This window comes from Blastopirellula sp. J2-11 (assembly GCF_024584705.1).
In the GTDB taxonomy this organism is placed as follows: Bacteria; Planctomycetota; Planctomycetia; order Pirellulales; family Pirellulaceae; genus Blastopirellula.
The window spans coordinates 5128485-5147987 of the sequence record NZ_CP097384.1 but is presented as its reverse complement, the minus strand read 5'-3'; the positions used below and the strand labels follow the sequence as shown (position 1 = coordinate 5147987).

General features: G+C 55.8%; 20 protein-coding genes. 7 read left to right on the top strand and 13 right to left on the bottom strand.

Going from position 1 to position 19503, the window contains the following annotated elements; translation table 11 throughout:
* Positions 1 to 29: 29 nt before the first annotated feature.
* Positions 30 to 461 carry a hypothetical protein gene (locus tag M4951_RS20365; protein ID WP_262023469.1) on the bottom strand — a complete coding sequence of 144 codons (432 nt, stop codon included), beginning with the start codon at positions 459 to 461 and terminating at the stop codon, positions 30 to 32.
* A 148-nt stretch (positions 462 to 609) separates the two neighbouring features.
* Here M4951_RS20365 and M4951_RS20360 point away from each other — a divergent pair, with 148 nt between their 5' ends.
* A complete protein-coding gene (locus tag M4951_RS20360; RefSeq protein WP_262023468.1) occupies positions 610 to 1548 on the top strand; it encodes an acyl-CoA desaturase in 939 nt (312 codons plus the stop codon).
* Positions 1549 to 1669: 121 nt separating this feature from the next.
* Here M4951_RS20360 and M4951_RS20355 read toward each other — a convergent pair whose 3' ends face one another.
* Positions 1670 to 2671, bottom strand: coding sequence for an alpha/beta hydrolase (locus M4951_RS20355; protein WP_262023467.1), 1002 nt, complete (start codon positions 2669 to 2671; stop codon positions 1670 to 1672).
* 182 nt (positions 2672 to 2853) lie between these two features.
* Here M4951_RS20355 and M4951_RS20350 point away from each other — a divergent pair, with 182 nt between their 5' ends.
* Both M4951_RS20350 and M4951_RS20345 read left to right on the top strand, forming a co-directional pair.
* Positions 2854 to 3954 (top strand): glycoside hydrolase family 76 protein, encoded by a 1101-nt coding sequence (locus M4951_RS20350; protein WP_262023466.1) that lies wholly within the window; start codon positions 2854 to 2856, stop codon positions 3952 to 3954.
* A gap of 23 nt (positions 3955 to 3977) precedes the next feature.
* Positions 3978 to 4916, top strand: coding sequence for an SGNH/GDSL hydrolase family protein (locus M4951_RS20345; RefSeq protein WP_262023465.1), 939 nt, complete (start codon positions 3978 to 3980; stop codon positions 4914 to 4916).
* Between the two features lie 19 nt (positions 4917 to 4935).
* Here the strand turns inward: M4951_RS20345 and M4951_RS20340 are convergent, their stop codons facing one another.
* Positions 4936 to 6000 (bottom strand): alpha/beta hydrolase, encoded by a 1065-nt coding sequence (locus tag M4951_RS20340; protein ID WP_262023464.1) that lies wholly within the window; start codon positions 5998 to 6000, stop codon positions 4936 to 4938.
* 113 nt (positions 6001 to 6113) lie between these two features.
* Between M4951_RS20340 and M4951_RS20335 the strand changes: the two genes are divergently transcribed.
* A complete protein-coding gene (locus M4951_RS20335) occupies positions 6114 to 6596 on the top strand; it encodes an SRPBCC family protein (RefSeq protein ID WP_262023463.1) in 483 nt (160 codons plus the stop codon).
* Between the two features lie 3 nt (positions 6597 to 6599).
* On the opposite strand, the gene M4951_RS20330 is transcribed toward M4951_RS20335, so the two are convergent.
* Positions 6600 to 7145, bottom strand: coding sequence for a hypothetical protein (locus tag M4951_RS20330; protein WP_262023462.1), 546 nt, complete (start codon positions 7143 to 7145; stop codon positions 6600 to 6602).
* A gap of 100 nt (positions 7146 to 7245) precedes the next feature.
* Positions 7246 to 8385, bottom strand: a complete 1140-nt coding sequence (locus tag M4951_RS20325; RefSeq protein ID WP_262023461.1) for an SGNH/GDSL hydrolase family protein — start codon at positions 8383 to 8385, stop codon at positions 7246 to 7248.
* A gap of 272 nt (positions 8386 to 8657) precedes the next feature.
* On the opposite strand from M4951_RS20325, the gene M4951_RS20320 reads away from it, so the two are divergent.
* Positions 8658 to 9368 (top strand): MBL fold metallo-hydrolase, encoded by a 711-nt coding sequence (locus M4951_RS20320; protein WP_262023460.1) that lies wholly within the window; start codon positions 8658 to 8660, stop codon positions 9366 to 9368.
* Here the strand turns inward: M4951_RS20320 and M4951_RS20315 are convergent.
* From M4951_RS20315 to M4951_RS20305, 3 genes are all read right to left on the bottom strand, one after another.
* Positions 9365 to 10177 carry a transporter substrate-binding domain-containing protein gene (locus M4951_RS20315; RefSeq protein WP_262023459.1) on the bottom strand — a complete coding sequence of 271 codons (813 nt, stop codon included), beginning with the start codon at positions 10175 to 10177 and terminating at the stop codon, positions 9365 to 9367. The genes M4951_RS20320 and M4951_RS20315 overlap by 4 nt on opposite strands.
* A gap of 329 nt (positions 10178 to 10506) precedes the next feature.
* Positions 10507 to 11730, bottom strand: a complete 1224-nt coding sequence (locus tag M4951_RS20310; RefSeq protein WP_262023458.1) for a Y-family DNA polymerase — start codon at positions 11728 to 11730, stop codon at positions 10507 to 10509.
* Between the two features lie 107 nt (positions 11731 to 11837).
* Positions 11838 to 12440 carry an HXXEE domain-containing protein gene (locus tag M4951_RS20305; RefSeq protein ID WP_262023457.1) on the bottom strand — a complete coding sequence of 201 codons (603 nt, stop codon included), beginning with the start codon at positions 12438 to 12440 and terminating at the stop codon, positions 11838 to 11840.
* A gap of 300 nt (positions 12441 to 12740) precedes the next feature.
* Between M4951_RS20305 and M4951_RS20300 the strand changes: the two genes are divergently transcribed.
* Positions 12741 to 13319, top strand: coding sequence for a DUF421 domain-containing protein (locus tag M4951_RS20300; RefSeq protein ID WP_262023456.1), 579 nt, complete (start codon positions 12741 to 12743; stop codon positions 13317 to 13319).
* 160 nt (positions 13320 to 13479) lie between these two features.
* Here the strand turns inward: M4951_RS20300 and M4951_RS20295 are convergent, their stop codons facing one another.
* The gene (locus M4951_RS20295) at positions 13480 to 14511 is read right to left on the bottom strand and encodes an aldo/keto reductase (protein WP_262023455.1); all 1032 of its coding nucleotides are present in this window, start codon (positions 14509 to 14511) and stop codon (positions 13480 to 13482) included.
* Positions 14512 to 14759: 248 nt separating this feature from the next.
* Between M4951_RS20295 and ilvA the strand changes: the two genes are divergently transcribed.
* A complete protein-coding gene (gene ilvA, locus M4951_RS20290; protein ID WP_262023454.1) occupies positions 14760 to 16337 on the top strand; it encodes a threonine ammonia-lyase, biosynthetic in 1578 nt (525 codons plus the stop codon).
* Between the two features lie 9 nt (positions 16338 to 16346).
* Here the strand turns inward: ilvA and M4951_RS20285 are convergent, their stop codons facing one another.
* From M4951_RS20285 to M4951_RS20270, 4 genes are all read right to left on the bottom strand, one after another.
* On the bottom strand, positions 16347 to 17135 hold the full coding sequence (locus M4951_RS20285; protein WP_262023453.1) for a sulfite exporter TauE/SafE family protein: 789 nt from the start codon (positions 17133 to 17135) through the stop codon (positions 16347 to 16349).
* A 10-nt stretch (positions 17136 to 17145) separates the two neighbouring features.
* Complete coding sequence (locus M4951_RS20280; protein WP_262023452.1) at positions 17146 to 17310, bottom strand: hypothetical protein; 165 nt, start codon at positions 17308 to 17310, stop codon at positions 17146 to 17148.
* A 159-nt stretch (positions 17311 to 17469) separates the two neighbouring features.
* Positions 17470 to 17898, bottom strand: a complete 429-nt coding sequence (locus M4951_RS20275; RefSeq protein ID WP_262023451.1) for a hypothetical protein — start codon at positions 17896 to 17898, stop codon at positions 17470 to 17472.
* A gap of 36 nt (positions 17899 to 17934) precedes the next feature.
* Positions 17935 to 18864 (bottom strand): DUF1559 domain-containing protein, encoded by a 930-nt coding sequence (locus M4951_RS20270; protein ID WP_262023450.1) that lies wholly within the window; start codon positions 18862 to 18864, stop codon positions 17935 to 17937.
* Positions 18865 to 19503 lie beyond the last annotated feature (639 nt).

Genomic DNA, 19503 nt, shown 5'->3' with positions numbered 1-19503 from the left:
GAGCGGGTGCTGAAATATAGGGAGAGACGTTACTTCCACTCACCCGAAACATTCGCCAAAAGCTGCGCCGTTTCCGATCGGCGACCCGCCGATCTGTCGTTTCTTTGTGCGTATTTAATGGCAAGTTGTGCCGATCTTGCCCGCAAGGTGGGGTTCAAGGCGCGAGATTCGCAACGTGTTTGCCGTATCTGCCGGGTCGGCATTATTGCCGCAAACCACCCCTCTTGACGCGTGTTCTTTTGCTCATTAGGGTGGCGCAGCGTACATAAGGAAAGATTGATCCGCTGATCGGTCTCGCCTAAAAGCCAGAATAGAACTGGCTTGCGTCGCCAGTTGAGGACCAAATCTAGGATGGATACCCCCAGAAAGTAGATTAAACTGGGCGTGCTGTATTTCCCAAAGGCAATACGCTTTGTATTTTGACCAAACGACGCCAAGCTCTTAAATAGCGTATTGGTCAAGCTGCAAACGTCCATCATCGAAGGCAAGATGGTCTGTTTTTGGCAAAAGATGTCGATGTTCCACTAGAAACACGAGATCAGTATAATCCCCCCCTCAAGGCGTCCGGCATCGGTTGCGGATCAGAAGTCCTTATTGGAAGAATTTGACGTGCTCAAAGTCGCATCACCGCCGAAGCGAGAACGCCTGGAAAAGCCGTCTGGCGTAACACCCATTCGCGTCTGGTGGGAGTATGTAGGCGTCATCGGCCTGATTCATTTATTGGCGCTCTATGCGTTTTGGCCTTGGCTATTCAGTTGGACCGGGGTCATCTCGGTGTTCGTTGGACATCATCTGTTCGGCATGTTTGGGATGACGGTTGGCTATCACCGTCTACTTACGCATCGCAGTTTTCAATGTCCGCTTTGGCTAGAGCATACCTTCGCCATCCTTGGCGTTTGCTGTTTGCAAGATACGCCGGCTCGTTGGGTTGCGACGCACCGTGTGCATCACCAACATTCGGATGAGCAAGAAGACCCGCACACGCCGCTGGTCAACTTCCTCTGGAGCCAGGTCGGTTGGCTGATGGTGAAAGATCGCAACTTCGGCAAGATGGCGCACTTGGACCGATACGCACGCGACGTTGTCCGCGACCCGTTCTATCTGTGGTTAGAACGGGGACAAAACGGCTTGCTCGTTTTTATCGCACACGCTTTCATCATCTATCTGATCGGCGGCGCTATTGGTTATTTTACCGGTGGCTGGAGCGAAGCCTGGCGGATGAGTTGGAGCTTGTTGGTTTGGGGAGTCTTTGTCCGCACCGTCTTTGTCTGGCACATCACCTGGGCGGTCAACTCACTGACGCACATGTTTGGCTATCGCACCTATCAAACGAGCGACGACAGCCGCAACAACTGGCTGATCGGCTTGTTGTCGCACGGCGAAGGCTGGCACAACAATCATCACGCGCTGCCGACCGCCGCGGCGCATGGAAGACGCTGGTGGGAGCTGGATCTCTCGTACCGGGTCATTTGTTGCCTCGAAGCGGTTGGTTTGGCTTGGAATGTGGCGCGGCCCGATCAGAAGACCGCCACCAAAGTTCAGGCCTAAGCGGTCGTAAGAAGTTGGATATCGAATCAGAAAAAGCTCGCCGCATAGTATTGCGACGAGCTTTTTTCGTTGGCGAGATGCTGATGGCGACTCAATAAGGCCGAAGCGTTGCTTCTCTCATTTAACGCTTTGACTTCTTTGCATACGCGGCGACATCGGCGGCCGCTTTGGTGGGGAGGCCAGGCTTGTTGAGGAAGCCAAGATCCTTCAGCCATTCGGCATAACGCGCGGTCCACGCGCCAAACGGAATTCCGCCGCGATCTCGCAAGCCGCCGCCGTGCCCGCCGTTGCCGTAGATGTGCATTTCCAGATTGGGAACGCCTGCTTTCAGCATCGCCGTGAAGTAGTCGGTCGCCCACAGCGCATGGACCTTATCCCCGGAACCGGCTGAAGCGATGAAACTGGGAGGAACATCGCCGGGAATGCGGGTCTCTGGATGAGCGGTAAACGGAGTCGGTCCGGGATAGATGACGCCGACAAAGTCAGGGCGAGCCGAAACCTTCGCTAGTGGATCGCTGGCTCCGTTGTTGTCACGCTCAAACGCTTCGTACAGTACGGCGGTTGGCGCCGAGAGTTCGGCGCCGGCCGAAAAGCCCATGATTCCGATTTTCGCCGGATCCAATTTCCATTCGACGGCGTGCGCACGCACCAGGCGAATCGCTTGAAACGCGTCGTTCACGGCGTCGATCTCGGCCACATAACCATCCACACGCAGGCGATTGCGCAGGATGATGGTCGAGACTCCCTGCTTTTTGAAAAAGGGAACGCAGTCAGCGCCTTCGGGCCCGACCCACAAAATTTTGTGTCCGCCTCCTGGCGCGACAATGACCGCGGCGCCGGTATTGTTCGGCTCGTCGGTCGCCAGATGGACCTCGATCGACGGATTGTGGATGTTAATTACGTTGAGAATCGTCGCAGGCTTCTTTTCGAACGTCGAGTTGTAGTTCTCCGCTTCGTGGACGCGATCGTGATTCAATTGCGGCGAATCGGCCGGATAAAGCGGCAGTAGGATGCCGCCAGGGACGATCGGCTGGGGCTGAAAAGGTTCTGCGGCAGAGGAATGTGTCGAAGTTCCTAGTGACAACACCGCGAACACGAAGAGGGGGGCGAGGAAGACTCTCATGGTCCAATTCCTGGGGGAAGAAGTAAGCGAGCAGGGGAGCTTTGCGGGAAATGCGTTTCTGCGGCGCACCGCATTTTCTCGTCGGTAACATAGCGGTGCACTATCATGATATCTAGCGGCGCGTAGCCACGCACGCTGACGATAGTAATCTCGATTGACGCACCCTGCGAAGAAAATGCCCCATGACCAAAGTTCTTACGATCGCGCTGCTGTTTGTGATGGCCAGTGCAATTCGGGCCGTTGAGCCGAACCAATATGCCCAGCATGCCGAAGAAGTCACCAGCTCTATCCAAACGAAGTTCTTCGATACCAAAAGCGGCGTCTATTTCAAAACGTTGAAGCACGACAGACTCGACTATGTCTGGCTGCAAAGCGTGATGTTCGCCAATCTTACCGCCGCCGCGCGGATCGACCCGGAGAAGTACGCAGCGTCGTTGGACGCCTACTTCACGGCCCTCGATGGTTATTGGGACGCAAAGGCGAAGATCCCCGGCTATGAAGCGGCGCCGACCCGCGGCAATGGGAACGACAAGTATTACGACGATAACGCCTGGTTGGTGATCACCTTTTTGGAAGCGTACGAAACGAATCACGACCCTCGCTATCTGCAGCGTGCTGACGAGACGCAAAAATTTGTACTGAGCGGTTGGGACGAGGAGATCGGCGGCGGAATCTGGTGGCACGAACGCCACAAAGACGGAACCAAGAATACCTGCGCCAACGGCCCAGCGGCGGTCGGTTGTTTGCAATTAGCCAAGTTTGAAACAGCGGAATCTCTGGCGCTGATCCAGAAGGCGCGGGAGATCGTCGCTTGGACGAATTCTGCGCTGCAGGATGACGACGGCTTGTTTGATGACCGCAAAGTGGTTGCGACCGGTGAGATCAAACAGGGCAAGCTGACCTACAACAGCGCGTTGATGTTGCGGGCCAACTTAGGGCTCTATCGGGCGACCGGCGAGAACGAATATCTGGAGGAGGCCAAGCGAATTGGCGAAGCGGCCGATTGGTTTCTGGATAAACATACTGGCCTCTATCGTGACGCGGTGCGATATTCGCACTTCATGATCGAAGCCGATCTCGAACTCTACCGCGCGACCAACGAGCTCTATCTGCTTGAGCGGGCCAGGCGGAACGTCGATGCGATCTACGCCAACTGGAAGGCGAACGCGCCGGACGACATGATGTCGAGCGCCTGTATTGCCCGCGTCTTGTGGCTGATGTCGGAAACGGAGGCCGAGCTGGGAAGAGCGTTCTGGCGAAATGCGGATGAAGTCGAGAAATGATCGAATAATATAAGGAGTACTCGATGCAATTGCGCGGCAAGCGACTCGTGGCGATCTCGGCGGCAGGCCTGTTGCTGGTCGGCTGCGCCGTTTTTTATGTGAAGTATTTCATGCTGCGATCGATCGGCAGCGGACCGGCCGGACCACCAGTTGATGCGGCGCCGTTCGCGCGCGTTTGGACCGATCGACCCGTTCGCCTGGTTGGAATCGGAGACAGCGTCACCTCGGGACTTGGCGCTGACTCGCCGAGTCATACCTACTTCAATCGGTTGATCGCCAATCCGGACGATGAGTTTCCCGCGATGCAAGGGCTATGTCTGTCGAAGGTGTTACCCAATCTGGCGGAGGACAACTTCGCGATCTCAGGCTCCACTTCCCGCGATCATCTGCAGGTGATTGAAGAACGGCTCGAGACGCATGCACCGGAAGAATTCGGCCTGGTGGTGATGACGAGCGGCGGGAACGACTTGATCCATAGTTACGGTCGCTCGACGCCTCGCGAGTGCGCCATGTACGGCGCGACGCTCGACGAAGCAAAGCCGTGGATTGACGCGTTTCGTACGCGTTTAGAAGAGATGCTGGTCAAAATTGAGGCCAGCTTTCCCGGCGGCTGCGAGATCTATCTCGCCGATATTTATGATCCAACCGACGGCATCGGCGACGCGCCGAGCATCTATCTGCCCAATTGGAATGACGGCCTGGCGATTCACGCCGAGTATAACGAAGTGATTTACGAGGTCGCTGCGGCGCACCCCAACGTCCACATCGTCCCGTTTTACAAAACTTTTCTAGGGCATGGGGCGCATAGCGGTCAGTTCTGGCGATCGACCTATGTCGCGGACGATCCGCACTATTGGTTCTACGAAAATGTCGAGGACCCGAATGACCGTGGGTATGACGCGATTCGCCGGGTGTTTCTCAACACGATCGTCGAGAATTCACAGCTTGTGCGCGCCAACTAAATCATGAGCGCAGCCTGTACTACTCAGCGTGATAGCCGCGCCAGGTCCAGATCAGCGTATCAGCCAAGGTTGCTTCAAACACTTTGCCGTCGCAGTGTCGCGTCGCTTTGCTGTAGACGAAGCGATAGTCGTAATCTTTCGCTTTGAGCGCGGCGGCGGTTCGCTGGTTGGCCATTACCCAATTGTGATAAGTTTCGGCAGGATCTTTGGCGCGATTGTCGAACTCGGAAACGTGCGTGAAGATTCGCAGCGGTTTCTTTTCGCTCGTTTCGATCAGCTTTTTGCCGGAATGATATTCCCATGCTCCGAGCGGATATTCCTCTTCTTCGGCTGCATCGTCGTCTTGCTGATCGACGAAGGTGCCGCTGTAAGTGATCAAGCGACGAAACAGGTCTGGCCGAAACCAACCGACCGTCAATGCGGCCGCGCCGCCAGAACTGCAGCCCATGATCGCTTTGCCCCAGGGATTGTCAGTGAAAGCAATATGCGGATAGGCGGCTTTGATTTGCGGATCGTTCAGCACGGCCGGCAACACTTCGTCGTTGATGAAGCGTGCGAACCGGTCCGACATGGTGTCGTATTCCAAGCCGCGCTGGCTTCCATAGCTGTCGTTCCCGCCGTTTTCGACCGCGATCGCGATGAAGGCCGGAATCCGCCGCGTTGGATCTTTCGAGATCGTGAGATTGTCGAGCGCGTTGCGGACCAGATTCAAGCGACTCGGACCATCCAGCGTCACTAGAATCGGCGCCGGAGTTCCATCTTTGTAGGCGGCCGGAATGTAGACGAAGATCTTTCGCGCAACGCGGACCGGCTTGGTCGGATCAAGCGTCTTGTCATCCCCACGAAAGATCTTGCTCTCGGCCAGCGGCATGCTGAACGTAAAGTATTTTCCTTTCGGGTTTCCCTGGTCGGTCAGATCGGGATCCACTTTGTAGTCGGGACCGATGACAAAGTCGCCGTTCCCTGCGTCGCCGGGGTTTTCGGTATAGGTCTCTTCCGCAGATGTCGCCGCTGTGATTGCGATCAAAATCGCAAGTGTTAGGCAACGGAGCGAAGCGGAGCGGAGGTAGGATGGAATTTGCATGGTGGGGCCAGCGAGGGTAGGAGATGGGTTTTTAGAGCCTTCTCATATTAACATGCCGTGACGTCCATGTTCTACTGTTCGGAAATCGCCCATTCTACGAAGGAAAAGCAAGCATGAATCGATCGTTCCAAAGGGATCCAGATCCGCAGCTGGACTTGGTGCTAGAGCGGGTTGTCGACGTCCCTCGCGAGTTAATCTGGGCCGCATGGACGACGCCGGAGCAAGTTTGCCATTGGTTTTGCCCGCGTCCTTGGACTGTAACCGACTGTGAAATTGACTTGCGTCCCGGTGGGATCTTCCGGACGACGATGTGTTCTCCGGAAGGAGAAAAATTTCCGAATGTCGGTTGTTACCTGGAAGTCATTCCCGGTGAGCGTTTGATTTGGACCGATATGTTGCTGCCGGGGTTTCGCCCGGCGGAGCAGGGGTTCATGACCGGGATCATTACGCTGGAAACGGTGGAAGGAGGCACGCGTTATAAGGCCGTCGCGCTCCACGCCGATATCGCGACGCGCAAGCAGCACGAAGAAATGGGATTTCATGAAGGCTGGAGCACCGTGCTCGATCAGCTGGTGGAATTTGTAAAGGGGCTGTGACGACTACGGCTTGGCTGCTTCGTTGCTGGTCGGCGGTCGCTTTTTGCGCGCCGGAAAATAAAGTGCGCCGATCACCAGGCCAAACAGTGCGTTTAGCGACCAGGACCAAACCGGCGCCGTTGTCGAAATGCCGAGCCCCAAGTATCCCTTGCCGAGCCAGGGCAGCACGACCAAAGCTTGAACGGCCCACATTCCTTGACAATAGAGGAGCCCGCGAAACCAACGCGGCCCCGGTAACAGTCGATAAAAGAGGCCTGCATAGATCAGCGCCGAAACGACGCCGACCGCCGTGTGAAACGCTTCTTGGCGAATCGGCCCTAATTGAAGCGGCAGCGTGGTTCCCAGCAACAGGTTCAGATGCGCAAGGAACCATTTGGCGAATCCGCCTGTCCCGGCCTGAACGCCCAACGCTTGGGTGAACCGAATCGCCGCCGAGTTGATCAACGCGCCGACAATCCCGATCAGGATCGCGCGACACGGCGACCACCAACGCTCTCCTTCGAGCGGAAGTTGGAGCCAACGACCGAATCCGCGCGGCGGCTCTGGCATTTCGTGTTCCTGTGGTGATTTCTGAACTGGTCCAGTCTTGCTTTTTTCAAGCAGATTAGCTGTGAGCCAGACCACCGAAATCAAACGAAGCGAGCTGTCGTTAGTCGTTTCCTAAAATCTTTTGCAGCGCCGGAACATACGCGTCGGCGTAGCGCATCATTCCCAGATCGTTGGGATGCGAACCGTCGGTCGCCGCTTCACCATCACTTCCTAGTAGATTGTCGCCTGGCAGATAGTAGAGGTTTTTAACGCCAGCGGATTGCAGGTTTTCGAAGGCCGTTTTGAAGGCGGCGCGACTTCGGGCGTGGCGTTCTCGGGATGACTGGCGAAACGGCGCAAACGTGTAGGTGCGATCTTCGACCAGCAAGATCGGCGTCTCGGGATGCGATTTACGCAATTGCAGAACTAGCGGTTTGGTCTTTTCCGCGACGACCGGGCCGTCGACGTTCGGCAGGCAGTCGATGATAAAAACGGCGGGGTCGAGTTCGCAGAGAAACTCACCCACTTCCGCTTCTAGCCGGCCGTTGCCCGAGAAGCCAAGATTGATCACCGGGCGATTCATCCGGCGGCCGACGATGCCGGTAATTGACATGCCGGGACGCGAAGCACAGGCGCCGTGCATGATCGACGTGCCGTAGAAGACCAGCGGCTTTTCTTGGCGGGGAGCGACCGCGGCGAAGTCACTGCCGGTCGGGACGCCGATCTCCAGCGACTCAACGCCGTTGTAGAGCGGCAAATAGAGCGTATAGAGTCGTCGCTCGCCGTTGGGACGGGGATCGATGTCATTGGTCAGCACCGCGTTGACCGTTTGCGTCGCCGGCTTGGAGACGGCTAACCAGCGATCTTGTCCCTGTTCGTTGCGTGTGTACAAATCGACTCCGCTCACCCCGGTCGCAGGCATATGCGGCATCGCGAGATTGCCGCTGAGTAGTTTGTAGCGAGCACGAATCGACGGTGCGTCGGTTTCAAACCGAACGAGCATGCCAGCCGAGTGACGGCTGAGATTCCAAACTGCGGCGCGAACTTTTCCTTCGGCGCGACTGGGCAAGCGATCAAAATAGCGAGCCGTGTCGTTCCACCCTTTTCCTTCGATGCCCCAGTCTTGCACGTTGTACCAATCAACGCCGTCTGCGACTTCCGGCGTCAACTCTTGGGCAAAGGACCATGCAGGCAACGCAGCGGCAGCGGCCGAGAGCGAAGAAAGGGCAAGAAACTGGCGGCGATTGAGGGGATTCGTCATGGTGCTGACTCTTGATGGCGGGAATAGTGAACGGGCGGCGTGTACGATCGATCGACAGTAACTTGCGGCCCTATCAGTATACCTTCCCTGGGGCCGCGGATCCAAGTTAGGCTCGCATCTTAAGAGGGATAGGAGGTGGTGAGGAATATTCGCAATCTCTGGACTTCTTCGTCAAACGCCGTTTGCGTCGGACTGCTTTGACACCTGTTGATTCTCGCGGGATGATAACAGCGGCGTCTGGTGGAAAGTAACGGAATCGATTGAGTGGTTTCATGAATCTCGCGGATCAGGGGCGCATTCTGCAGGTTCGCGCTCCAGCGATCAACTTTTACGTGCTGCGCGATCAAGAAGAGCTGTACTTGATTGACGCCGGTTTTATTGGCGGTTTGCGACGAATGAAGCGGGCGCTAGTGCGGCGCTGCTGGGATCGATTTCCAATTCGCGGAATCATTGTCACACATGGTCATCTCGATCACATCTTCAATGTGAAAACGATCGCACGACGCTACGGCGCATGGATCGCCGCGCCGCGATTGGACGCCGATCAATATGCAGGCAGATCGAACTATCCGGGCAGAGCGCGCGTCGCGCAGTGGTTAGAAACTGTCGGGCGACCGTTGCTTGGTTTTCAACGGTTCACGCCGGATCGTCTGTTAGATGACGGCGACATGCTGGATGTATGGCAAGGACTTCAGGCGGTTCACCTGCCGGGGCACACGGCAGGTCATATGGGATTTTACTCGCCAGAGCGGCGGTTGCTCTTCAGCGGCGACCTGTTTGTCAGTTATCGCAAAGCGGCTCGCTTGCCGCCTGATATCTTTAACTCACATCCAGAGCAAATCCCCGCGAGCGTCGCTGCGGCTCTTCACTTGGAACTGGACGGAGTCTTGCCCAATCATTGCGATCCTTCATCGCCTGCCGAACATTTACGCCGGTTTCGCCTGTTAGGAGCGAAACTGGCGAGTTCGCCTAGTCGCGATTAGTGGTTTTCCTGCTTTGCATCGCAAGGAGTTTCTGGAAGGTGAACCTGATATTTGTCCAGCAACTTCTGGTACTTTCCACTGCTGCATAGTTCCGTCAGACGATCGTTGAACTTGTCTCGCAGCGACTCCTCGGCGAAACCAACTTTAAAACTGGTGACGCCGGGGAAAAGTTCGACATCACGGACATCCTCCAGCGAATGACCAAGCGACTGGGAAAAGTGATCGAAAATGTTGCGGTCGATCACAATGACGGCGTTGTCCGATTTCCAGAACTGCTCGACTTGCTCTTTTTGATCGGCGACTTCTTTGTAGTGGTCGTGATCCGGACCGCCGGGGGCGAACATCGTTTTGAATTGGTCTCCCAGTTCGGTATAAGCGTTTTGCCAGGTCAAAACCTCATACTTGCCGAGATCGCCGACGCTGGCGACTTGCATGTCGGCCGACTTTTTCACGATGGCCACATTCGAGAAGGCGATGAAATCATGGGAATCAAATTCGTGGTCATTCTCTTGGCGAATGCCCACAGAAATCGCCGCTTTCTGTTGCGGCACGGCGGTCTCCAATGCTTCATACGGCATTTGAACGAAGTTCAGTTCGTAGTCGGGCAGGGCGGCCTGAAGCAGTTCGACTTCCAATCCGCTGGTCGCTTGGTCAAGCACATACGGCGGAATGTCGGGCGAAATCGCAACGGTCAGCGATTTCTTTTCGGCGGATGCTGTGGGAGTCTGATCCGCAGGCGTACAGCCGATCGCCAAGAACGCGGCGCCAATACTTATAACCAGAAACGTAGGAGCGAATGAGAACTTCATGAGAATGTACTCCGTCACGATGAAAGCCGCCTAGCGACCGTGAGATAGGGTTCTCGCCAATTTTACCTCTTTCGAGCTTACTTCGCACGTTGTGATTGATCTAGAAGTTGCGCAATTTTCTCGGGTTGGGTTGCGACAGCAACAAGATGTTTCTCCATGTGGTTGCAAAGCTTTTCCCCATTCCAATCGCGATCGGTATTGGCGCATGCGAGAGGTTAGGGCGCGTTGTAAGTTTGGAGCCGATAGCGCAGCATCTTGTTGCTAAAGCAACCCGGCCGTTTACCGTATTCCCTATTCCCTTTTTCAATTCCGGCATATTTCGCTGCAGGCTAGGAAGTGGAGGAGCGGTTTTCCGGGATCCGACCGAAGGCGATTTTTTCTTCCATCGCGTGTTGATAGCGATGGATCGAACCGAAGAAGAGGGCTGATGGTCCCCAGCGATCGGTGATCTCGTCCAGCACCGCCGACAATTTACACGGCTGTTCCAGCTCTTGAAACAGCGATCGCGTTACCTGCGACGCCAGGCGTAGATCGCTGACGCAAACGTCTACTTTGAGTAGCGGCGTGTTGCTGACTGGGCGACTTTTCCAGAGCTTCTCAAACTGCAGCAGCAGCGAAGGGGTATCTTGCAGGCAAGGAATCGGCGTCTTGGTTTCAAAGCGTCCGCCGCGCACATCCTTGAGCGAGAGCTGCAGCACATTGGCGAAGTAGCCCGAGCGGCGCAATCGCTGGGCCAGTTTGCAGATCAGCTTTACCAAGATGCAATGAGCGCCTTCGGCGGTGCGAAACTGCGGATCAAGGACGTTGCCGTGACTCATCGATTGTCGCCGCGTGGGCGGTTCCGGCTCATCGATTCCATGCAGCCCTGCCCACCAACGCGATCCGGAGATCGAACCCCAGGCACGCGTCATCTCGTCGCGGTTCAGATTCCAGAGCTCGCGAACGTTGGTCACCCCGTGCTGGTTTAAGCGACGTTCGATTCCGACATTGACGCCGTTCAGCTTGGTCAGCGACAAATGTTCAATCCGCTCTGGCAGCGCTTCCTGCGGCAAAGCGGTTAGTCCATGCGGCTTTTCTAAACCGGCGGCGATCTTGGCCAGCAGACGTGAGGCCGCGATCCCAATCGAGCAAGACATCCAGAGGCCGATCTCGTGGGCGACTTGACGCTTGATGCGATACGCCAGGCGACGAGCTTGCTCAAGCTGTCGATCGGCGCCAAGAAGGCGAATCGTCCATTCATCGATCGAATAGATTCGCTCGATCGGAGCACACTTCTCGACCGATGCGAGCAATCGATGATGCATCTTTACATAGACATCGGGCCGCGCTTTGATCAGCTGAATGCCGGGACAAAGTCGCCGCGCATCATAGACCTTCGTCCCCACTTTGACGCCGAAACGTTTCGCGTCGTAACTGGCCGCAATGATGCAGGTACGATCGGTATCGAGCGGAACAACGCCGACCGGTTGTTTGCGCAACTCGGGCCGCAATTGCTGCTCCACCGAGGCGAAATAGGAATTCATGTCCATCCAAAGCCAGTTCATGGCTTCCATGGCGCTCGCCTCCAATACTGATGGTGAACTTATGTTCACTTTGTATCGGGTTTTGAATTCCTAAGCAAGAGACAATTTTGCGAATTCGAAAAGCGGCGTGCTTCGCTTTACGCCGTTTGCATCAACAACTGCTGACGATGTTTGACGCTCAGCACGATCCCAATATGGATCGCGAGAGCGACCGCCAGGCCGACCACATGGGCCAGCATTCCCAGGCCGTTGCTTTCGCTCAAGATGATCCAGGTAAAACCGCCGACCGGCAAAAACAAAAAGATCGCCGTCCAGAGGCCAGGATTGTAGCGGTGCATCGCCAGGGTTGCGGCGATATGGGCCAAAGCGTTGAGCAGCATCGTGTAAACGGCGATCAATCCCCAACCGACGTCGAACAGTCCGGCCATCAGCAGCGCTGCAAAGTAGACGATCCACACGCCGCCCACGTTGATCCACATGGTGGCCCGCGGCGTCAACGCTTCGTATCCGCCGGCGACGTTCTCGTTGACGAAGCGGCGAAATCGATCGCCCAGATGTTCTTCCAGTTGGTGCGCTAGATAGACGATCAGCTGCAGCAAAACCAGCACGAGGGCAAAGGACCAGACGCCAGCGACGAGCGGCAACATTCCCAGCAGAAAGATCATCGTCACCGCGCCGGCAAACGGCCAATTGTCATCCAGCCATTTCAGCGGAGCCGGCGTTTTTTCAGGGATGGACATAGACCGCAAGCCTCTGCGAGGGAAGGGAAGAGTTGCCGAGAGAAATCTCGCAAATCTACGTCACGGAAAATGGTTGTCAAATGAGCAACTGTGCCTGGGCCAGAGTCTCTGGTTCTGCACGCGGCGGGCTCCGGCGGCGATGTTCGCGTGAGACATGCCGCCTCGTCATGCGCCAAGCAGGACGAAGATTCACTACGATTGTCCGTGGACGAATTTTTGCTCTTCAGGCGAGAGTTGCGATAATTACGCCGTTACTATCAACGCGAACTAGCGAATGTTATCCGGAAAGAAGATCTCGAAATGATCGACGAATGGATCACCGCGGAATGGAGCGAACTGGCGATGGTGGTTCTCTCGGGGATCATCACCTATGGGGCAATCCTCGCGTATACTCGGATTGTCGGCTTGCGCAGTTTCTCCAAAATATCGGCGGCCGACTTTGCGATGACGATCGCCGTCGGCTCCCTCTTTGCGTCGACCATGTCTGGTTCGACGCCGACCCTGTCTGTCGGACTGGTCGCGATTGCTACGCTTTTCGGCGGACAGTGGTTGGTGGCCTTTCTCCGACGAAGTTCGAAGTCCGTCAGTCAGATTGTTGACAACCAGCCCATGCTATTGATGTCGCGAGGAGGACTACTGGAAGAGAACATGCGAAAGGCGAACGTCACCCATGCAGACATTTACGGCAAGTTACGCGAGGCGAACGTGATCACTCTAGACGATGTGCTCGCCGTGGTTTTTGAAACGACCGGCGATATTTCTGTTCTTCATTCCAATAACCCCGATGCAACGCTTGCTCCTGAATTGTTGGTGGGGGTCGTAGGAGCAGAAACTTTGCCAGCAGACCTGTTTGCGTCGGACTCGAATTCTTCGAGTTAGCGCGGAGAGCATCGCCACGAAATAGTTGCGGATGCGGTAGTAAGAAAGCTTGTTTGGGGGAGAGAGATCTGGGGGCTTTGCAACCGGATGATGAGTCATCTTGTTGTTAAAGCGACCCGGCCAGTTTTGAATAGACTGACCGGGCCATCCAATTACTGCGTTAAACGGGTCGCGGGTTCCGCTCTTCGAAGCTACGTTGGTGCCAATAGGGATAGGCCAGCGTTGTCTCGCTGGCTTCATCGAGCAACGCAATCTGCTGTGCTGTCAGGTTCCAGTTGACCACGTCCAGGTTTTGTTTCAGCTGTTCTTCATTGCGAGCGCCGACGATTACCGTCGCCACCGATGGACGCTGCAGCACCCAGTTCAGCGCGATCTGCGCGACGCTCTTGCCGGTTTCGGCGGCAACTTTGTCGAGCGCATCGACCACGTCATAGACATGTTCATCGGAGACCGGCGGGCCGATGTCGCGGGCGACCTGGCTTTGCAGACGCGTATTTTCGGGCAACGGCTTTCCGCGGCGAATCTTGCCAGTCAAGCGACCCCAGCCGAGCGGGCTCCAGACAACGGCGCCTACTTTTTGATCGAGGGCCAGCGGCATCAGTTCCCATTCGTAGTCGCGACCGACCAGCGAATAATAGGCTTGATGAGCGACGTAACGGGAGAGCCCGTACTTTTCGGAGACAGCCAAGGATTTCATCAGATGCCAGCCAGAGAAGTTCGAGCAGCCGATGTAACGGATCTTACCGGCGCGAACCATGTCGTCGAGCGCCATCAGCGTCTCTTCGACCGGTGTCGTCGCGTCAAAGCCGTGCAGTTGATAGAGATCGATGTAGTCGGTCCCTAACCGCCGCAGACTCGATTCGACCGCTTGGATCAAATGATGCCGGGACGAGCCGACATCGTTAGGACCGTCGCCGCTGCGGAAGGTTCCTTTGGTGGAGATCAAGACCTTTTCGCGACGTCCACGCAGCGCTTGGCCCAGAATCTCTTCGGCGGCGCCTTGCGAATAAATGTCGGCCGAGTCGAACATGGTCAGGCCTGCGTCGAGACAGATGTCGACCAGCTTGGTCGCTTCCGCGACATCGGTGCTTCCCCAGGCCTTAAAGAGTTCTCCCCCGCCGCCAAAAGTACCGGTTCCAAAGCTCAATACGGGAACTTTGAGCCCTGATCCGCCGAGTTGTCGGTAATCCATGTTCTTCGCCTCCTTGGTAGTTCGTGAAGTATCTTACCGAGCGGCGTTGATTCGCTCTCGCTCCGGTTTTTCGCCCTTTTATCTATTAACGCGAACTGTTTGTCGGAGGCAAGTTGACGGAAGCCGTTTTGAAGAAAGAAAGATTTCTCCAGAAACTTCGATGCGCACTCTGGGGGTCTCATGCAGGAGAAACGGAGACTGTTCGTTATAATTGAAGGGACGTTTTCCTCTTTCGCGACGAGACATCTATGCTGGGCCCCGGCCAAACTCCCCACAATCAACTTTCGCCCGCTGCGGCATCCGACGGTCAGCCGCTTGGTTTGACCGATTACCTGCTCAAGATATTGAACGCGCGGGTTTATGACGTCGCGATCGAATCGCCGCTGGAACAAGCGGCCCGGTTGTCAAAGCGCATTGGCAATTCGGTCTGGTTCAAACGGGAAGACAATCAACCATCGTTCAGCTTCAAGCTGCGCGGCGCTTACAACAAGATGGCCCATCTGACGCCGGAACAACTGTCGCGCGGCGTCATTTGCGCTTCGGCCGGAAATCACGCGCAAGGAGTGGCGCTCAGCGCCCACCGTTTGGGATGTCGTGCGATGATCGTCATGCCGGTGACGACTCCCCAGCTAAAGATTGAAGCGGTTCGCTCGTTTCATGGAGAGGTCACGCTGCATGGCGAAAGCTACTCAGACGCCTACGCCTATGCGACCGAGCTTGCCGTCGAGCACGGGCTGACTTTCGTGCATCCTTTCGATGATCCTGACGTGATCGCCGGTCAGGGGACGATCGCGATGGAGATCTTACAGCAATTGCAACAACCGATTCACGCGATCTTTTGCGCCATCGGCGGAGGCGGTTTGATCTCTGGCGTCGCCGCTTATGTCAAAGCGGTCCGGCCTGAGATCAAAGTGATCGGCGTGCAGATCGCGGATTCTAATGCGATGGTCCAATCGGTCGAAGCAGGCCAACGCGTCCAACTGAACGAGGTCGGGCTCTTCTCTGACGGCACGGCGGTAAAGTTGGTCGGCGAAGAAACCTTCCGGATGACGCAGGCGCTGGTCGACGAGTTTGTGGTGGTCGACAACGACGCCGTTTGCGCCGCGATCAAAGATGTGTTTGAAGATACTCGCAGTATTTTGGAGCCTGCGGGCGCATTGAGCGTCGCCGGTCTGAAGCAATACGCGGCCGAGAAGCAGCTGAGCGAAACGAACTTGATCGCCGTCACGTGCGGCGCCAACATGAACTTTGATCGGCTGCGATTTGTCGCTGAGCGGGCCGAAGTGGGTGAGCAGCGTGAGGCTCTAATCGCCGTTTCGATTCCGGAGCAACCAGGCAGTTTCAAACGCTTGTGTGAGTTGTTGGGTACCCGCGGGATCACCGAATTCAATTACCGCATGTCGGACAAAACCCAGGCGCATGTCTTTGTCGGGCTCACTACTTCCAACCGACAAGATACCGCCGAGATGATTGAGAAGCTGAACACGCATGCGTTTGCTGCGGTCGATTTGACCAATGACGAACTCTCCAAAATGCATGTCCGTTACATGGTCGGTGGGCGAAGTCCGCATGTCCAAAACGAACGGCTGTATCGCTTCGATTTTCCGGAACGCCCCGGCGCGCTGATGAAATTTCTCTCGCACATGCCGCCTAGTTGGAATATCAGCCTGTTCCACTATCGCAGCCAAGGAGGCGATGTAGGGAGGATTTTGGCCGGGCTCCAAGTGCCCGATAGCGAGATGACCGGCTTCGAAGAATTTCTGAGCGGGCTGGCCTATCCGTGCGTCGATGAGACCAACAACCCGGCTTATCGACTCTTTCTGTAAGCGGACGCTTTAGAACATCCGCACTAACAGCCGGATGCCGACAAAGCAGAGCGCCAGGGCGAGCATTTTCACGATGAGCGAACCTTTCAGTTTGGTCGAAACGGCCGCACCGATCGGAGCGCCCATCATGACGCCAACCGCCAGATACATTGTGGTCGAGAGTTCTCCCTGAAACTCTCCCATGCAGACGTGCGTAATCGTCGCGGTCAATGCGATAAAAGTGAGAACAAAGTGAGAGGTCGCCGTGGCGAAGTGAGGGGGCATCTTCAAGGCGCGGATCAAAAACGGCACGTGAATGATTCCGCCGCCGATCCCCAGTAAACTGGAGACGACGCCGATATAGGCGCTGCCGAGCGAGCCGATCAACATCCGCGTCCCAGCGATCGGTTGGTTCGTGTTGTCCGTATCGCTGGTTGATCCTAGCGGATTGGAGAATAGCCAAGCGCCGATGAGAACCAGCAGCGTGCCGAAGATCGGGTCAAATAATTCCCGCGGCATCGCTCGTACGAGCATTGTACCGAGGATCGCGCCGGGAATGCCTGCGACGGTGAAGATCGTGCCGGCGCGATAGTCGATGCGCCCCATTCGCATGTAGGCGACCGTGCCGGAGTAGGCGTTGAAGAAGACGACCGCCAGCGAGATCGCCGTAATCTTGGCGGGAGATTCATCCGGCATCATCATCAGCAAGATCGGCACCAACACCGATCCGCCTCCGGCGCCGACCAACGTTCCATAGCCGCCGACCAGAAAGCCGATCGGCGCGTAACGCAGGAACTCTTGAATTTCAGGAGAGATCATTACACGGACCTTAGATCTGATAGTCGAACGGAGGTCCTTGCGGGGGCTGCGGATCGTTGGAATCAACGCTGCGAGCCGATTGGGGAGGCCAAATCCAAGTGAACAGCAGATGCGTTCCCCATCCCCAGATAAGCGGAATGATCACGCTGGCGGCGACAAGCAGCGGCGTATTCAAGCGTTTCTCCCAATTCACAACGGATGTGTCGGAGTCGATTGTACGCTACTGAGGAACAACGCCAACCGCGGCAGATTGGCTTTCTTGGCGGCAAGAACCAAAAAGGCCGACGATCGGAGAGATGCGTCGGCCCAATGGGTGAACAACAGCCGGAGAGAATTAACGTGACTTTCGTTGAGGAATATCGATCACTAACGTCGTGTCCTCTTTCGGAAACTCGTATGTCATTTCGTACGGCGGAAAAATTTGACGACCGCCGGGATCAACTCCGCTCTCCATTCGCACCGGAATTCCATCGTAGCCGGTGATGCGCAGTCGATAGGCGCCGCCGATCACTCCTTTGTCTTGCAAGTTAAACTTGCCGTCGCGGTATTCGACGATCGATCCGGGCCCAGGATTTGCGGCGTCACGATCGGGCAAGAACATGATCTCGCCCAGTGGCGCCGGTTTGCCGTCATACCGGACTTCGCCAGAGACGCTATAGCGCTCTAGACCGTTGGATTGGCTGCAGCCAACGGGTGCAAGCAGGATCGTCACAAGCAGCGCGTACTGAGCGCTCTGTGAATAGAAATCCGACTTCCAGTTCATATCGACTCCTCCAGTTTGGTGGCCTATCGCTCGGGATTAGTTGGTCGAGAATCCGCCAACCGGCAAAGCGTCGTTGCGAATGCCCAGGTTTTGATACGTCGTGGTGTCCATCGTCTCCGAGAGGAAATGAACTGAAGCGTCTCCGAGAACAAACATCGCGCCGCCGGGGTGGAAGCTGCCGAATGATTTCGATTGATAATCGTAGCCGCACTCGGCGTCAGCTTTCATGCAGCCGTTGTAGATGTTGATCGGATCTTTGGCCGCCGCGACGGTGTAGGGAACCCCGGCTGAACCATCTCCTTTGTGGCTATGTGCCCAGCCGCAGTCGTTCATGTTCGTTTCGCCGAGCATCAGGACGTTGGAAGTTCCGTCGATCAAATCGGCTAGTCGGGTTTTCGAGTTGGCGTAGAGAACGCCGTTTTCATAGAAGAGCCGCTTGCTGCTGTTGCGAGCGCAGCGATAGGCGGCGCCGCCGCCCTGAACTCCTTCGTAGTGCAGTTTGTTGGTCGAGCCGGCGCCGGGATGAGACGGACATTGGTAGGCGGAAAGTGTGTTTTTTGACGGCGTCGCGTTGGCGCCCGAGGTCAAATCACTGCAGTTTTGCGATCCGCTGAAGTCGATATTGAAATCAAACTGATCGTGCAGCGCATCTTGTTCGATAAACGGCAAAACCAACACGGTCCACGGCGCCAGACGATTGTTCGCGGGCGATTGATCGGCGACGCCGCAGCTATTGGGCGTACGAACGATGTAGCCTGACGGCAATGTGCCGAAGGTGTCGTGATAGTTGTGCAGCGCCAAGCCGAGCTGCTTCAAATTATTCATGCAACTCATACGGCGGGCCGCTTCGCGAGCTTGCTGGACGGCAGGCAACAGCAGGGCGATCAGAACGCCAATAATTGCGATCACGACAAGTAGTTCCACTAGGGTGAAACCGCGGAAGCGAGACAGCTTCGAACTTTTCATCAACTATTCCTTAAAACGAATCCATGGATGGCGAAGGACAAATACCACACAATATGTGGAGGAAAAATACGAAGGAGAAATAACTAGACGTTCAGATCGTTATCAGGGGTGCTTAGGGGAGCAGCAGCTCAATTGGCGACAAAGCCAAAGACTCTACAGATGCATTTCGCGAGCCAGTTTCGCACTAAATAAATCTTTTTACTTGGAAAGGCAAAACGGCTGGATTCTGCGCAAAGGAGTGATTGCTTCGCGTAAATAGTGGGCAAACGGCTGCGGGCTCCCGTAGCTTGCGAGGGCTCAATAGTCGGAGCTTTTATTTATTTCGGAATAGGGGCGCCGATTATTCGAGCAGCCGCTCCTAACTTCGGCATTCTGTGGGAGGGAATATATTTTCCCCCTATTCAAAATCACGTTTGCAGCTACAATTTGGCACTGAACCGATCAGATGGATATCTCGTCGGTTTAAGAGTTGAGCACGCACCAACGTCTTCAGGGGCGTTGGTTTGATCTACTTCAATCTTTTGGCCAGGCTTCCTCGGATTTGCTCGGCGTTCAAGATTATCAGACTGGCATATATCGCTTCCTTTCATTCGGCCGCTTGCCTAATTGCTTGCGAATCTGAAATGACAGGCCGAATGA